This window comes from Streptomyces guryensis, assembly GCF_021261325.1.
GTDB classification, from domain to species: domain Bacteria; phylum Actinomycetota; class Actinomycetes; order Streptomycetales; family Streptomycetaceae; genus Streptomyces; species Streptomyces guryensis.
Window position 1 is genome coordinate 330,062 of record NZ_JAJSBI010000009.1, and the last position, 15,327, is coordinate 345,388.

Here is a 15,327-nt window from a genome sequence, read left to right on the forward strand (position 1 = left end):
TGTGATCACCAGGTGTCGATGAACGGGCGGTGTCCCGCCTCCGGTACCGGGCACCGTTCCAGCGCCGCGAGGATCCAGGCCCGCGACCCGGCCGGGTCGATCACCGCGTCGATCTCCAGCGCCGCCGCCGCGTTGACCGCCTTCCCGCGTTCGTACAACTCGGCGACCCGCTCCCAGAAGACACGCGTACGCTCGGCCGGGTCCGTGATCGCCGCCAGCTCCCTGCGGTAGCCGAGCCGGACCGCGCCCTCCAGCCCCATCCCGCCGAACTCGCCGCTCGGCCAGGCCGCCGTGGCCAGCGGGGCCCGCGTCGAGCCGCCCATCATGGCCATCGCCCCGAGGCCGTACGCCTTGCGCAGCACCAGACTCACCAGCGGCACCCGCAGATTGGCGCCCGCCACGAACAGCCGCGCGAAGTGCCGCACGGTGGCGGTCCGTTCGGCGTCGGGGCCGACCATGAACCCCGGGGTGTCGCACAGCGAGACCACCGGCAGGCCGAACGCGTCGCACAGCTGCAGGAACCGCGCCGCCTTGTCGGCAGCGTCCCGGTCGATCGCCCCACCCAGATGCGCAGGGTTGCTCGCCAGCAGCCCCAGCGGTCGCCCCTCGATCCGTACGAGACAGGTCAGCACCCCCACGCCGAACTCGGGCCGCAGTTCCAGCACCGAGTCCGTGTCCACGAGCCCGGTGACCGCGGCCCGCACGTCATAGGCCCGCCGCCGGTTCTCCGGCACCACCTGCCTGAGCAGCCGCTGATCCGGCGCCTCCCAACTGCCCTGTTCCCCCTGGAAGTACGACAGATACCGGCGGGCCACCCGCACGGCCTCCGCCTCGTCGGCCGCCACGACGTCCACCACCCCGTTGGGTACCTGTACCGACAGCGGTCCCACTTCCTCCGGCCGGAACACCCCGAGCCCGCCGCCCTCGATCATCGCCGGCCCGCCCATCCCGATCGTCGCGTCGGGTGTGGCGATCACGACGTCGCAGCAGCCCAGCAGCGCCGCGTTGCCCGCGAAACACCGCCCCGAGACGATGCCCACCAGCGGGACCAGCCCGCTGAGCCGCCCCATCCGCTGGAAGGTGGTCACGTCAAGACCCGCCACGGACGTCGTGTCGGTGTCTCCGGGCCGTCCGCCGCCACCCTCCGCGAACAGCACCACCGGCAGCCGCCGCTCCTCGGCGACCTCCAGCATCCGGTCGGTCTTGCGGTGGTTCTGCAGCCCCTGGGTACCGGCGAGCACCGTGTAGTCGTACGACATGGCCACGCACGGCCTGCCACTGATCTGCCCGGTGCCGGTGACCATGCCGTCCGCCGGTGTCGACCGGATCAGGTCGTCCAGCGGGCGACGGCCGCGCTGGGCCGCGATCGCGAGGGCGCCGAACTCGGTGAAGCTGCCCGCGTCGCACAGGTCCTCGATGTTCTCGCGGGCGGTGCGCCTGCCGAGGGCATGCCGCCCCGCGACCGCCTCCGGCCGGTTCTCGTCGAGCCCGAAGGCGTGCCGCCGTACGACCTCCGCGAGGTCGGCGCGCACGGCATCCGGATCGACCGGCTCCGCCGCGGGCCCCTCGCCCTGCGTACCGGTGACGGCCCCCAGGGTGGCCAACGGAGAACCCTCGCCCACCGTTTCGCCCACGCGCGCGTGCAGCAGTCGTACCACTCCGGAACCGGGAGCCCGCACCACGTGCTCCATCTTCATCGCCTCCAGCACCAGCAACTGCTGCCCGGCCTCCACCGGCTCACCGGGGGAGACGTCGACGGATACGACGGTGCCGCCGAGCGGCGCGCCGAGTATGCCGTCGCAAGCCCCGCCCTCGGGCACGACGTGGGCCTGCGCAAGCTCCGCCACCACCCCTGTGTGCGCCCAGAAACGCGGCCGCGCCAGCACCTCCCGCAGCAGCGGAACGCCCGTCCGTACCCCCTCCACCCCGAACTCGCCCAACGCCCGGCGCGCCCGCGCACAAGCCGCCTCCGCACCGCCCGCCGGGACGTGCGCGACCACCTTGGCGAGCAACGGGTCGTACCGGACGCCGACTTCGGCCCCCGCCCGGATCGCCGTGTCGACCCGTACACCGGGCCCGGTCGGCACGTCGAAGCGCGTGATCCGCCCGGCCTCCTCGGCGTTGACCCGCGCCTGCACGGCGAACCCGCGCGGCGCGACCGGCGGCCCCGACAACCCCACCTCACCCAGCGTCGCCCCGGCCGCCAGGCGCAGCTGTACGGCGACCAGGTCCACCCCCGTCACCTCCTCGGTGACCGTGTGCTCCACCTGAAGCCGCGGATTGGCCTCGATGAACCAGAACTCCTCGCCCCGGAGCATGAACTCGAACGTGACCAGGCTGGAACAGCGGGCGGCGCGGGCCATCCGCAGTGCGGCGCCCAGCATCCGCTCCCTGGTGTCCTCGGAGAGTTCGGGGGCGGGCGCGATCTCGATCACCTTCTGGTGGCGCCGCTGCGTGCTGCAGTCCCGGTCCCACAGATGCGTGACGGCGCCGGCCGTGTCCCCGACGACCTGGACCTCGATGTGCCGGGCACCCTCCAGCAGCCGTTCCGCATACAACTGGTCCCGCCCGAAGCCCTGTTGAGCCTCCGAGGCGCACCGCTCCCAGGCCTCGTCCAACTCCTCGCCCCGGCGTACGACCCGCATACCGCGACCGCCGCCCCCGCCCACCGCCTTGATCATCACTGGCCCGGTGGCCAGCAGCTCCCGTGCGCCGTCCCGGCCGTCGGCTCCGGCGAGCACGGGCACCCCCGCCCCGGCGGCGAACTCACGGGCCCGGGCCTTGTCCCCGAAGACCGCCAGCACCTCGGGTGTGGGTCCGACGAACGTGACCCCGGCCTCGGCACAGCGGCGCGCGAAGTCCGCGTCCTCGCTCAGAAAGCCGTACCCGGGGTGCAGGAAGTCGCAGCCGGTGCCGCGCGCGGCGGCGATCAATGCGCCGCCGTCGAGATAATCGCCCAACCGCACGGCCTCGTCGGCCGGCCTCGCGTGCGCGTCGTCCCCTTCGGTGTACACCGCGACCGAGCGCAGCCCCGCCTCCGACACGGCCCGCAGTACGCGCACGGCGACCTCCCCGCGGTTGGCGACGAGCACGGCGGCACTACCCATGGAGCCCTCCAGGACACGGACCTCAGCGGACCTCAGCGACCGGCCCCGCCATGCTCATTGACATTGACGTCAACGTCAATACGCTCCCCCTGTGGCACGCACACACAAGGCCTGGGCGGTCCGCACCGCCCGGGACCGCACCACGGCCCCGGCCCGAGCCCGGCTGCTTGACGCCGCCGAGGCCGTCTTCGCGCGGCTCGGCCTGGGCCCCGCCACCGTCGCCGACATCACCACGGAGGCGGAGGTCTCCCGGGCGGGCTTCTACGTGTACTTCGCGTCCAAGGAGGAGATCTTCCGCGTCCTCGCGGTCCGCGTACGGGACGCGTTCCTCGCCGCGCAGGAGGTGCCGGGCGTCGACATGGACGACCCGTACGCCGTCGCACAGGCGTCCATCGGCGCCTTCATCGCCGCCTACGCCCGGCACCGGCCGCTGCTCGGCCTGTTGGAGCAGCAGGCCCGCACCGTCCCCGCCATGGCGCAGCTGTGGGACGAGATCCGCGAACGGCCCGTCCACCGCCATGCCCGCTACATCCGCCGCCTCACCGACCGCGGCCTGGCCACCCCGGCCGCCGAACCGCTCACCCTGGCCCGCGCGGTGGGCGGCATGTGCGTCGAGTTCGCCCTCCGCGTGGCCGCACACCCCGACACCTACGACGAAGCCGTACACGATGTCACCGCCATGTATCTGCACCTGCTCGGAGCCGCACCGACACGTCAGCAGTAGCCGCGGCAGCCCGACACCGCCACGCATCGCGCAGGCGAGCGGGCGGTACCGGGGTACGTACGCACTGGGCGAGGGAGACACCCGACCGGCCCGCGTTCGTCGCCCACGGACGGGCGCTCACCGACCGCGAACTCGACGACGCCACCGGCCGGTTGGCCGGATGGCTGGCGGGCCGGGGCGTCCGCCCCGGTGAGTGTTCTTCGCCGTCGCGTTCCTCGCGATCCTGCTCGGAGCGGTCCCCGTGCCGGTCAACCCGGTGTTCAATGCAGTGGAGATACGGCACGAGATCGACGACTCCGGCGCCGAACTGGCGCTGTCCTCCGAACCGTTGCGGGGAGTGCTCGCCGTGGCGCTCGACGGCACGGCAGCGCAGCAAGAAGCAAGGTCATTTGCGGGCCGCCCGGCCGATCGACTCGACCAGCGGCAGCAGCCGCTGCGGGACGCGCTCGCGCAGGGCCACCTCGGTGCGGGTTCGAACGACGCCGGGCAGGCTGATCAGCTTCTGGATCACGTCCTCCAGATGGGCGTTGTCGCGGGCCACGACCCGGGTCAGCAGATCGCCGCCGCCCGTGATCGAGAAGGCCTCGACGATCTCCGGAACGGAGGCCAGTGCCTCACCCACGTCGTCCAGATGCCCCTGGGTGACCTCGATGTGCACGAACGCGAGCACCGGGTGGCCCAGCGCGGCGGGGGAGAGCGTCGGGCCCGTACCGGTGATCACACCGTCCCGCTCAAGCCGGTCGAGGCGAGCCTGCAGGGTGCCGCGGGCGACGCCCAGGATCCGGGCGTACTCGCGCACGCTCGTGCGCGGCTGCTCCATCAGCAGCCGCAGGATGCGGGTGTCGAGCTCGTCGACGGCCATGGTGCCCGGCCTCCTCGTACATGGTCCGTTGGCCCGCTCATGGCCGCCGCCGGACCGATATGTCTGTGCCAATGGTCCAGCATATTGGAGAGCACTTGAGCCACTCGACGCCTTGATGCTGCAATGTTCGCGTCGATGGCGCTGCGGACCCCGCGGCGCCTTTTTCATGCCGGTGATGCCGGTGGTTCCGAGGGGCGGGAAGCAGTGCTGAAGAGGGTGTTCGTGGCGCCGGACCCGGGGCGGACGCGGCTGCGCTTCGCCGCGCGGGCCGTCCTCGGCGTCGCACTCGCGGTCGTCGTCTGCTCTCTGGCCGGGCTCTCCCTCGTCGGCGCCGTCACCGGCGGGCTGGCCGCGCTGCTCGCCCTGTTCACGGTCACGGACGCCACCGTCCGCGGGCAGGCCGTCACCACCGCGCTGCTGCCCGCCGTCGGACTGCCCGTGCTTGCCGCCGCGGCCGAGCTGCACGACCACCCCGTGGCCCGCGACCTCATGTTCCTCGCCGTCGTCGGCGCGGGCGTGTACGCGCGCCGCTTCGGACCGCGCGGGCACAGCCTCGGCGTGTTCGCGTTCATGACCTTCTTCGTGGCGCAGTTCCTGCACGCGACCACGGACCGGCTGCCCGAGCTGTACGCCGCGGTCCTCGTGTCCGTGCTCAGCGCATCAGCGGTGCGCTTCGGCCTGTGGTGCTACGAGGCAAAGCTGCCCCCGGCGCCCGTGCCGGCCCCGCCCCCCGGCACCGGCCTGGCCCGCGTCACCACGCGTCAGGCCGTCCAGGCCACCGCCGGGGCGGGCTTCGCGCTCGTCGTGGGCCAACTGGTGTCCGGGCAGCGCTGGTACTGGGCCGTCGGCGCCACCTGGTGGATCTTCGTCAACACCGCCTCGCGCGGCGAGACCCTGGTCCGCGGCTTCCGCCGGGTTCTGGGCACGGTGATCGGCATCGGCCTCGGAGTGCTGGTCGCCGTCCCCGTGCACGGAGCGGCGGTCCCCACGGCCGTACTCCTCGTCGTCTGCGTCTTCGGCATCTTCTACACGGCCGCGGTGTCGTACACGTGGATGATGCTGTCGGTCACGCTCCTCGCCGAACTCCTCTATGGCCTCCTGGGCGTACTGAACCCGGGCCTGCTCGCCCTGCGTCTGGCGGAGACAGGCGTCGGGGCGCTCGGCGCCGCACTCGCCGTGCTCTTCGTCCTGCCCGTCACCACGCACACCATCACCGACGCCTGGATCCAGCGTGCCCTGCGCTGCGTCCACGCGTGCACGGCGGAGGCAGCCGCGCGTCTCGCGGGGTCCACGGCCGCCGATCCGGCGCGGCGGATCGTGGAACTGGAGCAACTGCTCGGCCGTGTACGGCTGTCCGTCGGGCCCCTCGTGCATCCGCTCAACCCGATGCGCGGCCGGAAGCAGCGCGCCCGCCGGGTGCTGGCCCTGCTCGGCGACTGCGCCCGGGAGACCCGCGGTCTGGTCGCCGTCGCCGCCGATCCGGAGGCCTCCCACGACGCCCGGCTGGCAGCCGCCTGCTGGCGTGTGGAGGCGGCGGTGGAGGCACTCACGGGCGGCGACTCCGACCACGTCACGGCCGCCCCCGAGTCACCGGCCACGGAACCCGCCCTGGCCCACCTGCACGGCCTGGAACGGGCCCTGGCGGAACTGGCCGCACCGCTGGGGACGCCGTCGGGGTCGCCCTTGGTCGGTGCGTGAGGAACACAGGTCCAAGGCACTTTTGTCGGCCATCCGGCGGGTGGATCAGGCGGCCGGTCGGGCAACTCCGCCGCTGCCGGCCGCCCGACCCCGAGGCCGTGCCGGAGCGGTCCGCGGGCGAGCCGCCCGGGGGTGTGCCATGCGGAACTTCCCGCGCAGGGACGGACGCCGGCGATCTGTCACCGACGCCGAGGCTGCCCAACGCCGTGCGCGGACGACCCCGGGGGGCCGGCTGGAGCGTTTCGAGAGCTGCGCCCACCCGGAGACGGGCCAGGAGCACGGCGGGCACTCCGCCCTCAACCCGGTCACCGGGCTGCGCGGTCGGGTGCTCACCGGCGGTCCGCCCACCCCCGCACGGCGCGATCCGCCCCCGTACGAACTCCTGCGCGCCGCCGCCGGGTTCCTCACCCTGCACCACACCGAGGAACGGCTCGGCGACCCCGCCCGCCGCATCGCGCCACACCACCCAGGAGCTCGCCGTCGGCGCCCGGGGCGCCTGGCGCAACGCCGACCCGTGCATGGGGCGCCGGCACCGGCACTCCCTACGGGTGCGCGACCTGCGCGAGGTACGCGGTGCGGACGCCGTGGCCGAGGCGTGCGCCGGACATCTGCGGGAGGCCACCCGCGACGGCCGGATCCGGGCCTCATCGAGCACCGCCCCGCCCACGTCCACCGTCCGGAGGCTCTCGCCCGGTCCCGCGGCGAGACAGCGGCCGTCTCCGCTGCGACCCGGTCAAATCCCCCACGTATGGTCTAGACCGCTGGTGATCGACTGCTAACGTCGCCCCGACGGCACAGGACCGAGAGGGGACAGCGGTGACAGACGGCGGCGGGCGGCGACGGCGGGCCTTCATCGGGTCGTTCACGGCGGCGGGAGGCCCCGGGATCGTGACCGCGGGCGTGGCGCCGGACAGCGGTGCGCTGACCGCTCTGAGTAGTATGGACGGCGTACCCGACCCCTCGTACCTGGCGCCGGCGCCCGACGGTCGGACCCTCTACGCGGTCAGCGAGACCGCCGAGGGCGCGGTGGCCGCGTACCGGGTGACGGGTGACCGGCCGGAGAAGGCGGGCGCGCCGGTCCCGGTCGGCGGGAACAGCCCCACGCACCTGAGCGTCTTCGCCGGTCACGTGCTGGCCGCCAACTACGGCTCCGGCAGCGTCACCGCCGTGCCCGTCCGCTCCGACGGCACCCTCGCGGGCGCCGCGTCCGACGTCCTCCAGCACAAGGGCTCGGGTCCGCACACCGTCCGCCAGCAGGGGCCGCACGCCCACCAGGTGCAGCCCGACCCGAGCGGGCGTTGGGCCGTCAGCGTCGACCTCGGCACGGACTCGGTCCGGGTGTGCACGCTGACCGGCGGCCGCCTCGAAGTACACCGGGAGATCGCCCTGCGGCCCGGCTGCGGACCGCGCCACCTGGCCTTCCACCCGGACGGCACACGCGCGTACGTCCTCAACGAACTCACCCCGACGCTCACCGTCTGCCGCTGGGACGCAGTCGAGGGCTCCCTGGTGCCGCTGACCGAGCGGCACGTCCTGCCCGACGCCCCGGCCGGCGATGCCTACCCCTCGGGCATCGTCGCCTCCTCCGACGGCCGCTTCGTGTGGACCGCCACCCGTGGCGAGGACGTCCTGTCCACCTTCGCCGTCGAGGGGAACGAGCTGCGGCTGATCGGCACGGTGCCCTGCGGCGGCCACTGGCCCCGCGCGATCGCCGAGTCGGGTGGATTCCTCTACGCCGCGAACGAGCGCTCGGGCGACGTGTCCTGGTTCGCGCTCGACCCGGCCACGGGCCTGCCACGCCACGAGGGCGCCCTCATGGTCCCCGCCGCGTCCTGCGTGGTCTTCGCCTGAATGCAGGTCCGAAGGGGCGCGGGGAACTGAGCGATCAGCCGCGACGACGCCGCCGACGATCGACGGCACATCGCCCTGCGGCGGTGCCGCAGATCGGCTCAGCCTGCGGAGCGCCCAGCGGCCAGGTGTACGGCGAGGGGCCCGCTCTCGGAGCGGGCCCCTCGCCGTACGTGCAATGTGAGCAGCGGTGCTGCCGCACGCCTCAGCGGACCGGCGTCCCCTGCGGCTGCGGCGGGGCGATGCCCAGCGCCGTCGTGTACTTGGCCAGCGCGAGCTTGCCGATCGCCGGGTAGGGGCCGAGCGCCTCGGCGGCGGAGCAGCCCGCCTCCTTGGCGGCCGCCTCGACCAGGCCAGGATCGATCTCCGGCCCTATCAGGTACGGCGCGAGCGCCAGCTGCTGCGAACCGGAGCCGCGCAGCTGCTCGGCGACGGCCGCGATCGAGCCCTCCTGGTCCAGGGCCGCCGCCATCACCGGCACGGCGAGACGTGCGGCGAGCAGCATGCCGGTGATCCCCGCCGCCTGAACGGCCTCGTCACCGCCGACCGAGGCCAGGATGATGCCGTCCGCGGCGGTCGCCACGGTGAACAGGCGGGCGCGGTCGGCACGGGCCAGACCGGCCTCCGACAGGCGCACGTGCAGCGCCTCGGCGAGCAGTGGGTGCGGGCCCAGCACATCGGTCAGGTCGGCCGCGACGCGGCTGTCCATCACGGCCTGGCGGACACGGCGCAGCAGCGCACCGTCCGGGCCGGCCAGCAGCGGCACGACGACGGCCACGGGGCCGTCCGGCTCCTTGACGTCCAGGCCGGCGGCGCGGGCGTGCTCGAAGCGGGCCGCACGCCCCTCGGCGGCGTGCGCGAGCACGGCCTGCAGCGTGGGGAACTCCGCCTCGTCCCCGTCCAGGTACCCGATCCGCGCATCCAGGCCGGGCAGCTCGGAGCGGGCGATGCTCACGACCTCCTCGGCGAGGCTGCGCGTGGCGGCACCGGGAGCGCCAGGCACCGCGAGGACGAGCGCGGGCGCGCCCTCGGGAGCCGCCAGCGGCTCGGGTCGGCGGTGCCGCCCGGGCTGGCGAGGTCGCGGCATTCGTACTGGCAGGCCGGACGCGGGCCCAGTGGGGGAGCTCATGGCGACGCATGTTACTGGCTTCCTGGGCTCCCCTGTTCGGGGAGGGTGCAGGTGAGCGGTTTCTGTCCCATTTTGTCTGATGAGTTACATACGGATCAGAAGCTTGCGGCGTACGGGATCAGTCCTCGGCGCCGGTCATCACGCACAGCATCGCCTCATCACTCGGGAGAGTGAGCGTTCCCGCCGCGAGATCGTCGGCGATACGCACCGAGCCCGCCAGCGGATCGCCGGCGGCCGACACCAGCGGCGCGTGCGGCAGTCGCTGAGACAACTCCTCTCTCAGGGGGGTGAGGAGAGGGTCGCCCATCTTGAACAGGCCGCCCGTGACGGCCACTTGAGGGGCCCCCGCGGTCGGGCAGACCGCTGCCGCCGACTCGGCCATGTGCCGGGCCGCCACGCGCAGGATGTCCGCGGCGATCTGGTCGGCGTCGGCGCAGGCGGCCACCTGGGGTGCGAAGGAGGCGAGAACGGCGGGGCGGTCCTGGCGGGGGTACAGCCTGCCCGGCAGCCCCGGCATCGGCCCGAACATCTCCTCGGCTCTGGCCAGCAGTTCCGTCGAACCGCCGGGTCTGCCGTCGTACGCGCGCAGGGCCGCCTCCAGCCCGGCCCGCCCGATCCAGGCGCCGCTGCCGCAGTCGCCCAGCAGGTGCCCCCAGCCGTCCGAGCGGTGCCAGCACGTCAGGTCGGTGCCCATGGCGATCAGGCCCGTACCGGCCGCGACCACGGCACCGGGGCGCGGCCCGAGGGCACCGACATAGGCGGTGACAGCGTCGGCGGCGAGGGCGACGGAACGGATGCCGAACTCCCGCCCGAGCGCACCGGGGAGTTCGGCGCGCAGGGCATCGCCCAGGGAGGCGAGCCCGGCGGCACCCACGGCGGCCGTGCTCAGCGCGGAGACACCGGTCTCGGCGGTCAACGCCCGCACCATCGGCACCAGTTGGGTCATGAGATGCCCGGGATCGATCCCCCGGGCCCCGGTGCGCACCGGCTCCCGGGACTCCCGCTGGGCCGACGGACCGCCGGCCGGGCTCTTGACGACGACCCGCAGACCTGAGCCCCCCGAGTCCACCGCGAGGATTCCGGTCGTACCCGCCCGCGCCCGGTGACCGGCCGCGTCCGCACCCGATCCGTCCCCCGCACCCGATCCGTCCCCCGCACCGCTCACGGCAGGCGCCAGTCCACCGGCTGCCCGCCCCGTGCGATCGGGAGGTCGTCGGCCCGGCTGAAGGGACGCGAGCCGAAGAAGCCGCGGTCGGCCGACACCGGGGACGGGTGGGCGGACTCCACCGACGGGAGACTGCCGAGCAACGGGCGCAGATTACGGGCGTCCCGGCCCCACAGGGCGGACACCAGGGGCCTGCCGCGCCCCGCCAGGGCGCGGATGGCCTGCTCGGTGACCTCCTCCCAGCCCGTGCCGCGGTGCGCGCCCGGCTCGCGCGGAGCGGTGGTGAGCGCCCTGTTCGGCAGGACGCCCCGCTGGGTCCACGGAGTCAGACCGCCGTTGGAGGGCTGGGGCGTTCCCGTGCCGGTGTTCGGCTCCCGGAAGATGTTGATGAGACTGCCGGGCAGCGGACGCACCTCGGGCGTCCCCGAGAACGACAGCCCCACCGCATGCGCGGGAGTTCCGGGATCCGTGTATCGAGTATGAGCGGCTGAACAGGCATGACGACTACGGCGGAGTGGCCTGATCACTGGATGCAACAGGCTCCCCTCCTTCCCGGTGACCGGCTGCGTGAACTGCTCGACCGGTTCGAAGATCTCGATGAGGAGGAAGAGTAGCGTCCGGAGCGGCGGCCGTCCGTGAGGGCTTCTGTGTTTGTGCCGGGGCACGGCGCGTACCACTAGAGTGACGCGCTGTGGCACCACGACCCTTGCATGAACTTGTTGAAGCAGGCTGGGCGAAGGCTCTTGAACCTGTGGCTGAACGCATCGCGGCCATGGGGGACTTCCTCCGGGCCGAGATAGCGGCCGGCCGGACCTATCTTCCGTCCGGGGCGAATGTGCTGCGGGCCTTCCAGCAGCCTTTCGATGACGTCCGTGTCCTGATCGTGGGGCAGGATCCCTACCCCACGCCGGGCATGGCGATCGGGTTGAGCTTCGCGGTCTCGCCCGAGGTGCGTTCGTTGCCGGGAAGTCTGGAGAACATCTTCCGGGAGATGCACTCCGACCTTGGGCTGCCCAGGCCGTCGAACGGCGATCTGACGCCGTGGACGCAGCAGGGGGTGCTATTGCTCAACAGGGCGTTGACGACGGCCCCGCGCAAGCCGGCGGCGCACCGGGGCAAGGGGTGGGAGGAGGTCACCGAGCAGGCCATCCGCGCCCTGGCGGGGCGCGGCAAGCCGCTGGTGTCCATCCTGTGGGGCCGGGACGCCCGTAATCTGCGGCCGTTGCTCGGGGACCTTCCGGCGCTCGAGTCCGCCCATCCCTCGCCGATGTCGGCGGACCGCGGCTTCTTCGGCTCGCGTCCCTTCAGCCGGGCCAACGACCTGCTGGTCGGTCAGGGTGCCCAGCCGGTGGACTGGCGACTGCCGTAGGCCACGGCCCCCCGCCGCGTCCGAGCCTCCTTGGCCGAGTACCGGCAGGTTCTCGGTCTCTGCGGCTGAAGCTTCCGCGGACTCGTCGCACTGGACGCGGCGCCACAGGGCCATGCCGTGGCACCGCCCCATCCGTCCGACGGCTTCATGACGCTGGGCTGCAGCCTGGTCCACGTCGTCGATCTCGGTGCCCAGAGGAATACCAACTGCCTGCTGCACAAGCCGGTTGCGTCGACTCGCGTGAGATCATCCGTCCATGAGCAGTGACCTGGAAGTAAGTGCTCTGGCGATCAATGTCGTGATCCCGCAGGCGCTCCGCTGGACGGACACTCGACGCGGTGAAGCGTTCACGCTGACCACACTCAACGTCAGGCTTCTCCCGGACGGTCACCTCGCCGTGAAGGCTTATGGCAGACCAGTCGGCGGCGGTCGGGGCGCATACGTCTCGTTCCCTGTGCCCGATGAACCCGAACTGGCGGCCCTGGTCTCCGATGCTGCCAGCCGTGCCGGGGCGTTGTGGGCCGCCCATCGTGGTCTCGGCTGATCCTGGGGCGCGTATTGGGCCGTGATCACTCTGCGGGAATCGCCCTCGCGGCGGGGTCTTGACCGGTGGATCCTCCTGCGTGACGCGAGTGCAACTGACTCACGGGAAACGGGAGTTCATCGAGCCGTACCTGCCGATCGGAGAGTACGGCCTGTACCCGGAGCGGCTGCGACGGCAGTGCGAGGGCGTGATCCGGCGGATCAGGACCGGAGGGCAGCGGCGAAAGACGCCGCAGGAGCTCGGCCCCTGGTCCACTGTGCACAACCGCTTCCGGCAAGTGCCGTGACGCGGGCGTCTTCGGGCCCTGCTGGAGGGACTGATCGCGGTGGCGGCGAAGCGGGGCGAGGTGGATCTGTCTCTGGTCAGCATCGACAGGTCGTCCGCCGGTATGTGGGCCGACAGTGCCTCTGTCGCCGAGTCCATCACTTCGTAGGTGATGGCGCGTTGACGTGGGTGCCGATGACTCCGTCGAGGCCCTTGGCGCTGACGGCGTCGCGACTGGTTTCGGGGCCAACTGGTCGGCCCGCATGTTGGGGCATCGCGTCTTCCCCCAGAGTAACGGAAGCCCTGTCACCGTGTGTGGTTTCCAGGTGCGTATCGACGCCAGGCGCCGATGGCTTCGGTGACCAGCACGCCGAGTTGGACGGGAACCTGGTGGAACGGGCACTGCGTGCTGGTGCTGCCCGACTCCGAGCGGCTCGTGGACGCCACCCCGGAGCAGTTCGACGAGGTTCGTGAAATCGGAAGGGGACCGATGGTCGGCAAGACGGTCTTGTCGACCAGCGACGTGCAGGACGGCTCGATGATGGAGCCGAAGGCGCAGGTCGAGGTCCAGCGCGGGGATCTGATGGTGACATGGCGAGCCAGCAGACGTGTCGGCCTGCCTCGTCACCGGCCCTGCCGCCCGCCTCCACTGTCAGCTGCTACGACGCCCTCCGAAGCGCGAGGATTCAACCACTCCAGGTCGGCGCCGAACACGGCAGTTCGGCTGACAGGCATGGGGGAGGGGTTCTGGAGCCACCGCTCGGCATGCGTCAGCGTGGCTCTCGGCTGGCCAAAAAGATGCCCGCTCTCGTCGTCACGCCCTGCGACTCGTCCACCATGGCGTTGACATGCGCCCGTGCCGGCCATGGCGGCGGCGAGCTGCTGCACCCGCCAGTTCAGCCGCTGCCGGGCCCGGCGCTCGGAAAGCAGTACCACCGGCTCGCAGACCCGGCACGGGATACCGGGCGTGCTCGCGGGCGGCGTGCCGCAGGGCGGGGCACCGGACTGCGGGACGCTCGTTGCGACCTACACCAAGGTGTCCGACGCGGTGTCTTGATCACGGGCGGACCGAGCCAGTGCGGCGTAACGTCCGCCGAGGGCGAGGAGTTCGGGGTGGGTGCCGCGTTCGACGATGCGGCCCTGGTCGAGGACGACGATCTGGTCCGCGTGGCGCACGGTCGAGAGGCGGTGCGCGATGGTGATGGTCGTGCGTCCGGCGGCCAAGCGGTCCAGGGCCTCCTGGACCGCCCGCTCGGTGCGGGTGTCCAGCGCGCTGGTGGCCTCGTCGAGTACCAGCACCCGGGGATCGCGCAGCAGCACGCGGGCTATGGCCAGCCGCTGCTTCTCGCCGCCGGAGAATCGGTACCCCTGCTCGCCCACGACGGTGTCGTAGCCCTCCGGCAGGCTTTCCACCAGGTCGTGGAGCTGCGCCGCGCGTGCCGCGGCGGCCAGTTCCCCGTCGGTGGCGCCGGGGCGGGCGGCGCGCAGGTTGTCCGCGATGCTCGCGTGGTAGAGGAAGGTGTGTTGGGTGACCACGCCGACAGTGGTGGTGAGGGTGGCCAGGCTGAGCTCGCGGACATCGACGTCGTCGATGCTGACCCGGCCTGCGACCGGGTCGTACAGGCGCGGCACAAGGTGGCCGAGCGTGGTCTTTCCGGCGCCCGTGGCGCCCACGACCCCCAGGTGCGTGCCAGGCGGGATGTCGAGATCGATGTCGCGCAGTACAGTGCGCTCCCCGTAGGCGAAGCGGACGCCTTCAAGGCGGACGTGACCGAGCGGGCGAGGCAGAGGCACCGGCCGCTCGGGCTCCGGAATGTCCACCGGGAGGTCCAGGTATTCGAAGACGCGCTCGAACATGGAGAGTGAGCTCTGCACGGCGACTCCGGTCTGTAGCAGCTGTACCGAGGGCGCGAAGAGCGACTGCTGCAGGGAGGTGAAGGCCACCAGCGTGCCGACGGAGAGCGCGGGCCGGCCGTGCGACGCGGTGAGACCGGCCAGCCAGTAGATGGTGATCGGCATGGCGAACATGATCAGTTGGATCACCGACTGCCGCCACCGCCCTGCCATGTTGGAACGGATGGTCAGATCGGTGAGGCGCTCCGACTCGAGCGAGAACTCCTCGATGAGTGCTGCCCGGCGGCCCAGCACCCGGCCGAGCAGGAAGCCGTCGACCGAGAGCGACTCCTGGACCAGCGAGGAGACCGCTGCGAGCTGTGCCTGGCGGCGGCGGGTGATCGCCCGCCGTTCCGCACCGACCGATCGGCTGATCCAGACGAAGACGGGCAGCATCGCCAACGATGCGCAGCTCAGGCGCCAGTCCAGGACGACCATCGCCACGAGCGCCGAGACCAGAGTGGTGACCGAGCCGACGGTGGTCACGGCCACGGTGGTCACCGTCTGGCTCATACCACCCACGTCGTTGGCGATCCGGGACTGGATCTCACCGGTGCGGGTTCGGGTGTAGAAGGCCAGGGACATTCGCTGCAGGTGGGTGTAGGGCCTGTTGCGAAAGTGGATCTTGTTCGCTGATGATCACGTCTTGTGGGACGTGGGGATCTGACGAACGGCCAGTGGGCCCGGCTGGAGCCGTTGTTGCCGCAAGGCGTCAAGCCGGGTC

11 protein-coding genes and 2 pseudogenes are annotated in these 15,327 nt (G+C 72.3%); 7 read left to right on the plus strand and 6 right to left on the minus strand.

The genetic code is table 11. The features are described from left to right. Window positions 1-5: 5 nt before the first annotated feature. Window positions 6-3,107: an acetyl-CoA carboxylase family protein gene (locus LJ657_RS20530; protein WP_232650167.1), complete on the minus strand. Its 3,102-nt coding sequence runs from the start codon at window positions 3,105-3,107 to the stop codon at window positions 6-8. A 91-nt stretch (window positions 3,108-3,198) separates the two neighbouring features. Here LJ657_RS20530 and LJ657_RS20535 point away from each other — a divergent pair, with 91 nt between their 5' ends. Continuing rightward, window positions 3,199-3,831 (plus strand): TetR/AcrR family transcriptional regulator, encoded by a 633-nt coding sequence (locus LJ657_RS20535; protein WP_232650168.1) that lies wholly within the window; start codon window positions 3,199-3,201, stop codon window positions 3,829-3,831. Between the two features lie 385 nt (window positions 3,832-4,216). Here LJ657_RS20535 and LJ657_RS20540 read toward each other — a convergent pair whose 3' ends face one another. After that, window positions 4,217-4,693, minus strand: a complete 477-nt coding sequence (locus LJ657_RS20540; RefSeq protein ID WP_030931193.1) for an Lrp/AsnC family transcriptional regulator — start codon at window positions 4,691-4,693, stop codon at window positions 4,217-4,219. A 204-nt stretch (window positions 4,694-4,897) separates the two neighbouring features. On the opposite strand from LJ657_RS20540, the gene LJ657_RS20545 reads away from it, so the two are divergent. The 3 genes from LJ657_RS20545 (at window position 4,898) to LJ657_RS20550 (ending at window position 8,242) form a co-directional block, all read left to right on the plus strand. Next, the gene (locus LJ657_RS20545) at window positions 4,898-6,391 is read left to right on the plus strand and encodes an FUSC family protein (RefSeq protein WP_232650169.1); all 1,494 of its coding nucleotides are present in this window, start codon (window positions 4,898-4,900) and stop codon (window positions 6,389-6,391) included. 206 nt (window positions 6,392-6,597) lie between these two features. After that, on the plus strand, window positions 6,598-7,170 hold the full coding sequence (locus tag LJ657_RS48985) for a nitric oxide synthase oxygenase (RefSeq protein WP_372487940.1): 573 nt from the start codon (window positions 6,598-6,600) through the stop codon (window positions 7,168-7,170). Window positions 7,171-7,207: 37 nt separating this feature from the next. After that, on the plus strand, window positions 7,208-8,242 hold the full coding sequence (locus LJ657_RS20550) for a lactonase family protein (RefSeq protein WP_232650170.1): 1,035 nt from the start codon (window positions 7,208-7,210) through the stop codon (window positions 8,240-8,242). A 202-nt stretch (window positions 8,243-8,444) separates the two neighbouring features. Here LJ657_RS20550 and LJ657_RS20555 read toward each other — a convergent pair whose 3' ends face one another. From LJ657_RS20555 to LJ657_RS20565, 3 genes and pseudogenes are all read right to left on the minus strand, one after another. Next, complete coding sequence (locus LJ657_RS20555) at window positions 8,445-9,368, minus strand: sirohydrochlorin chelatase (protein WP_232650171.1); 924 nt, start codon at window positions 9,366-9,368, stop codon at window positions 8,445-8,447. Between the two features lie 118 nt (window positions 9,369-9,486). Further along, the gene (locus LJ657_RS20560) at window positions 9,487-10,446 is read right to left on the minus strand and encodes an N-acetylglucosamine kinase (protein WP_232650192.1); all 960 of its coding nucleotides are present in this window, start codon (window positions 10,444-10,446) and stop codon (window positions 9,487-9,489) included. 83 nt (window positions 10,447-10,529) lie between these two features. After that, a pseudogene (locus tag LJ657_RS20565) lies at window positions 10,530-10,991 on the minus strand (uracil-DNA glycosylase); the annotation flags it as partial. Between the two features lie 233 nt (window positions 10,992-11,224). Here LJ657_RS20565 and LJ657_RS20570 point away from each other — a divergent pair. The 3 genes from LJ657_RS20570 (at window position 11,225) to LJ657_RS20580 (ending at window position 12,732) form a co-directional block, all read left to right on the plus strand. Beyond that, entirely contained in the window at window positions 11,225-11,902 is a 678-nt protein-coding gene (locus LJ657_RS20570) for a uracil-DNA glycosylase (RefSeq protein ID WP_232650172.1), read from the plus strand. 256 nt (window positions 11,903-12,158) lie between these two features. Continuing rightward, the gene (locus LJ657_RS20575; RefSeq protein WP_232650173.1) at window positions 12,159-12,446 is read left to right on the plus strand and encodes a hypothetical protein; all 288 of its coding nucleotides are present in this window, start codon (window positions 12,159-12,161) and stop codon (window positions 12,444-12,446) included. Window positions 12,447-12,525: 79 nt separating this feature from the next. After that, window positions 12,526-12,732, plus strand: coding sequence for a transposase (locus LJ657_RS20580; RefSeq protein ID WP_232650175.1), 207 nt, complete (start codon window positions 12,526-12,528; stop codon window positions 12,730-12,732). Between the two features lie 1,004 nt (window positions 12,733-13,736). On the opposite strand, the pseudogene LJ657_RS20585 reads toward LJ657_RS20580, so the two are convergent. Further along, window positions 13,737-15,218, minus strand: a pseudogene (locus LJ657_RS20585) (ABC transporter ATP-binding protein); the annotation flags it as partial. Window positions 15,219-15,327: the final 109 nt, after the last annotated feature.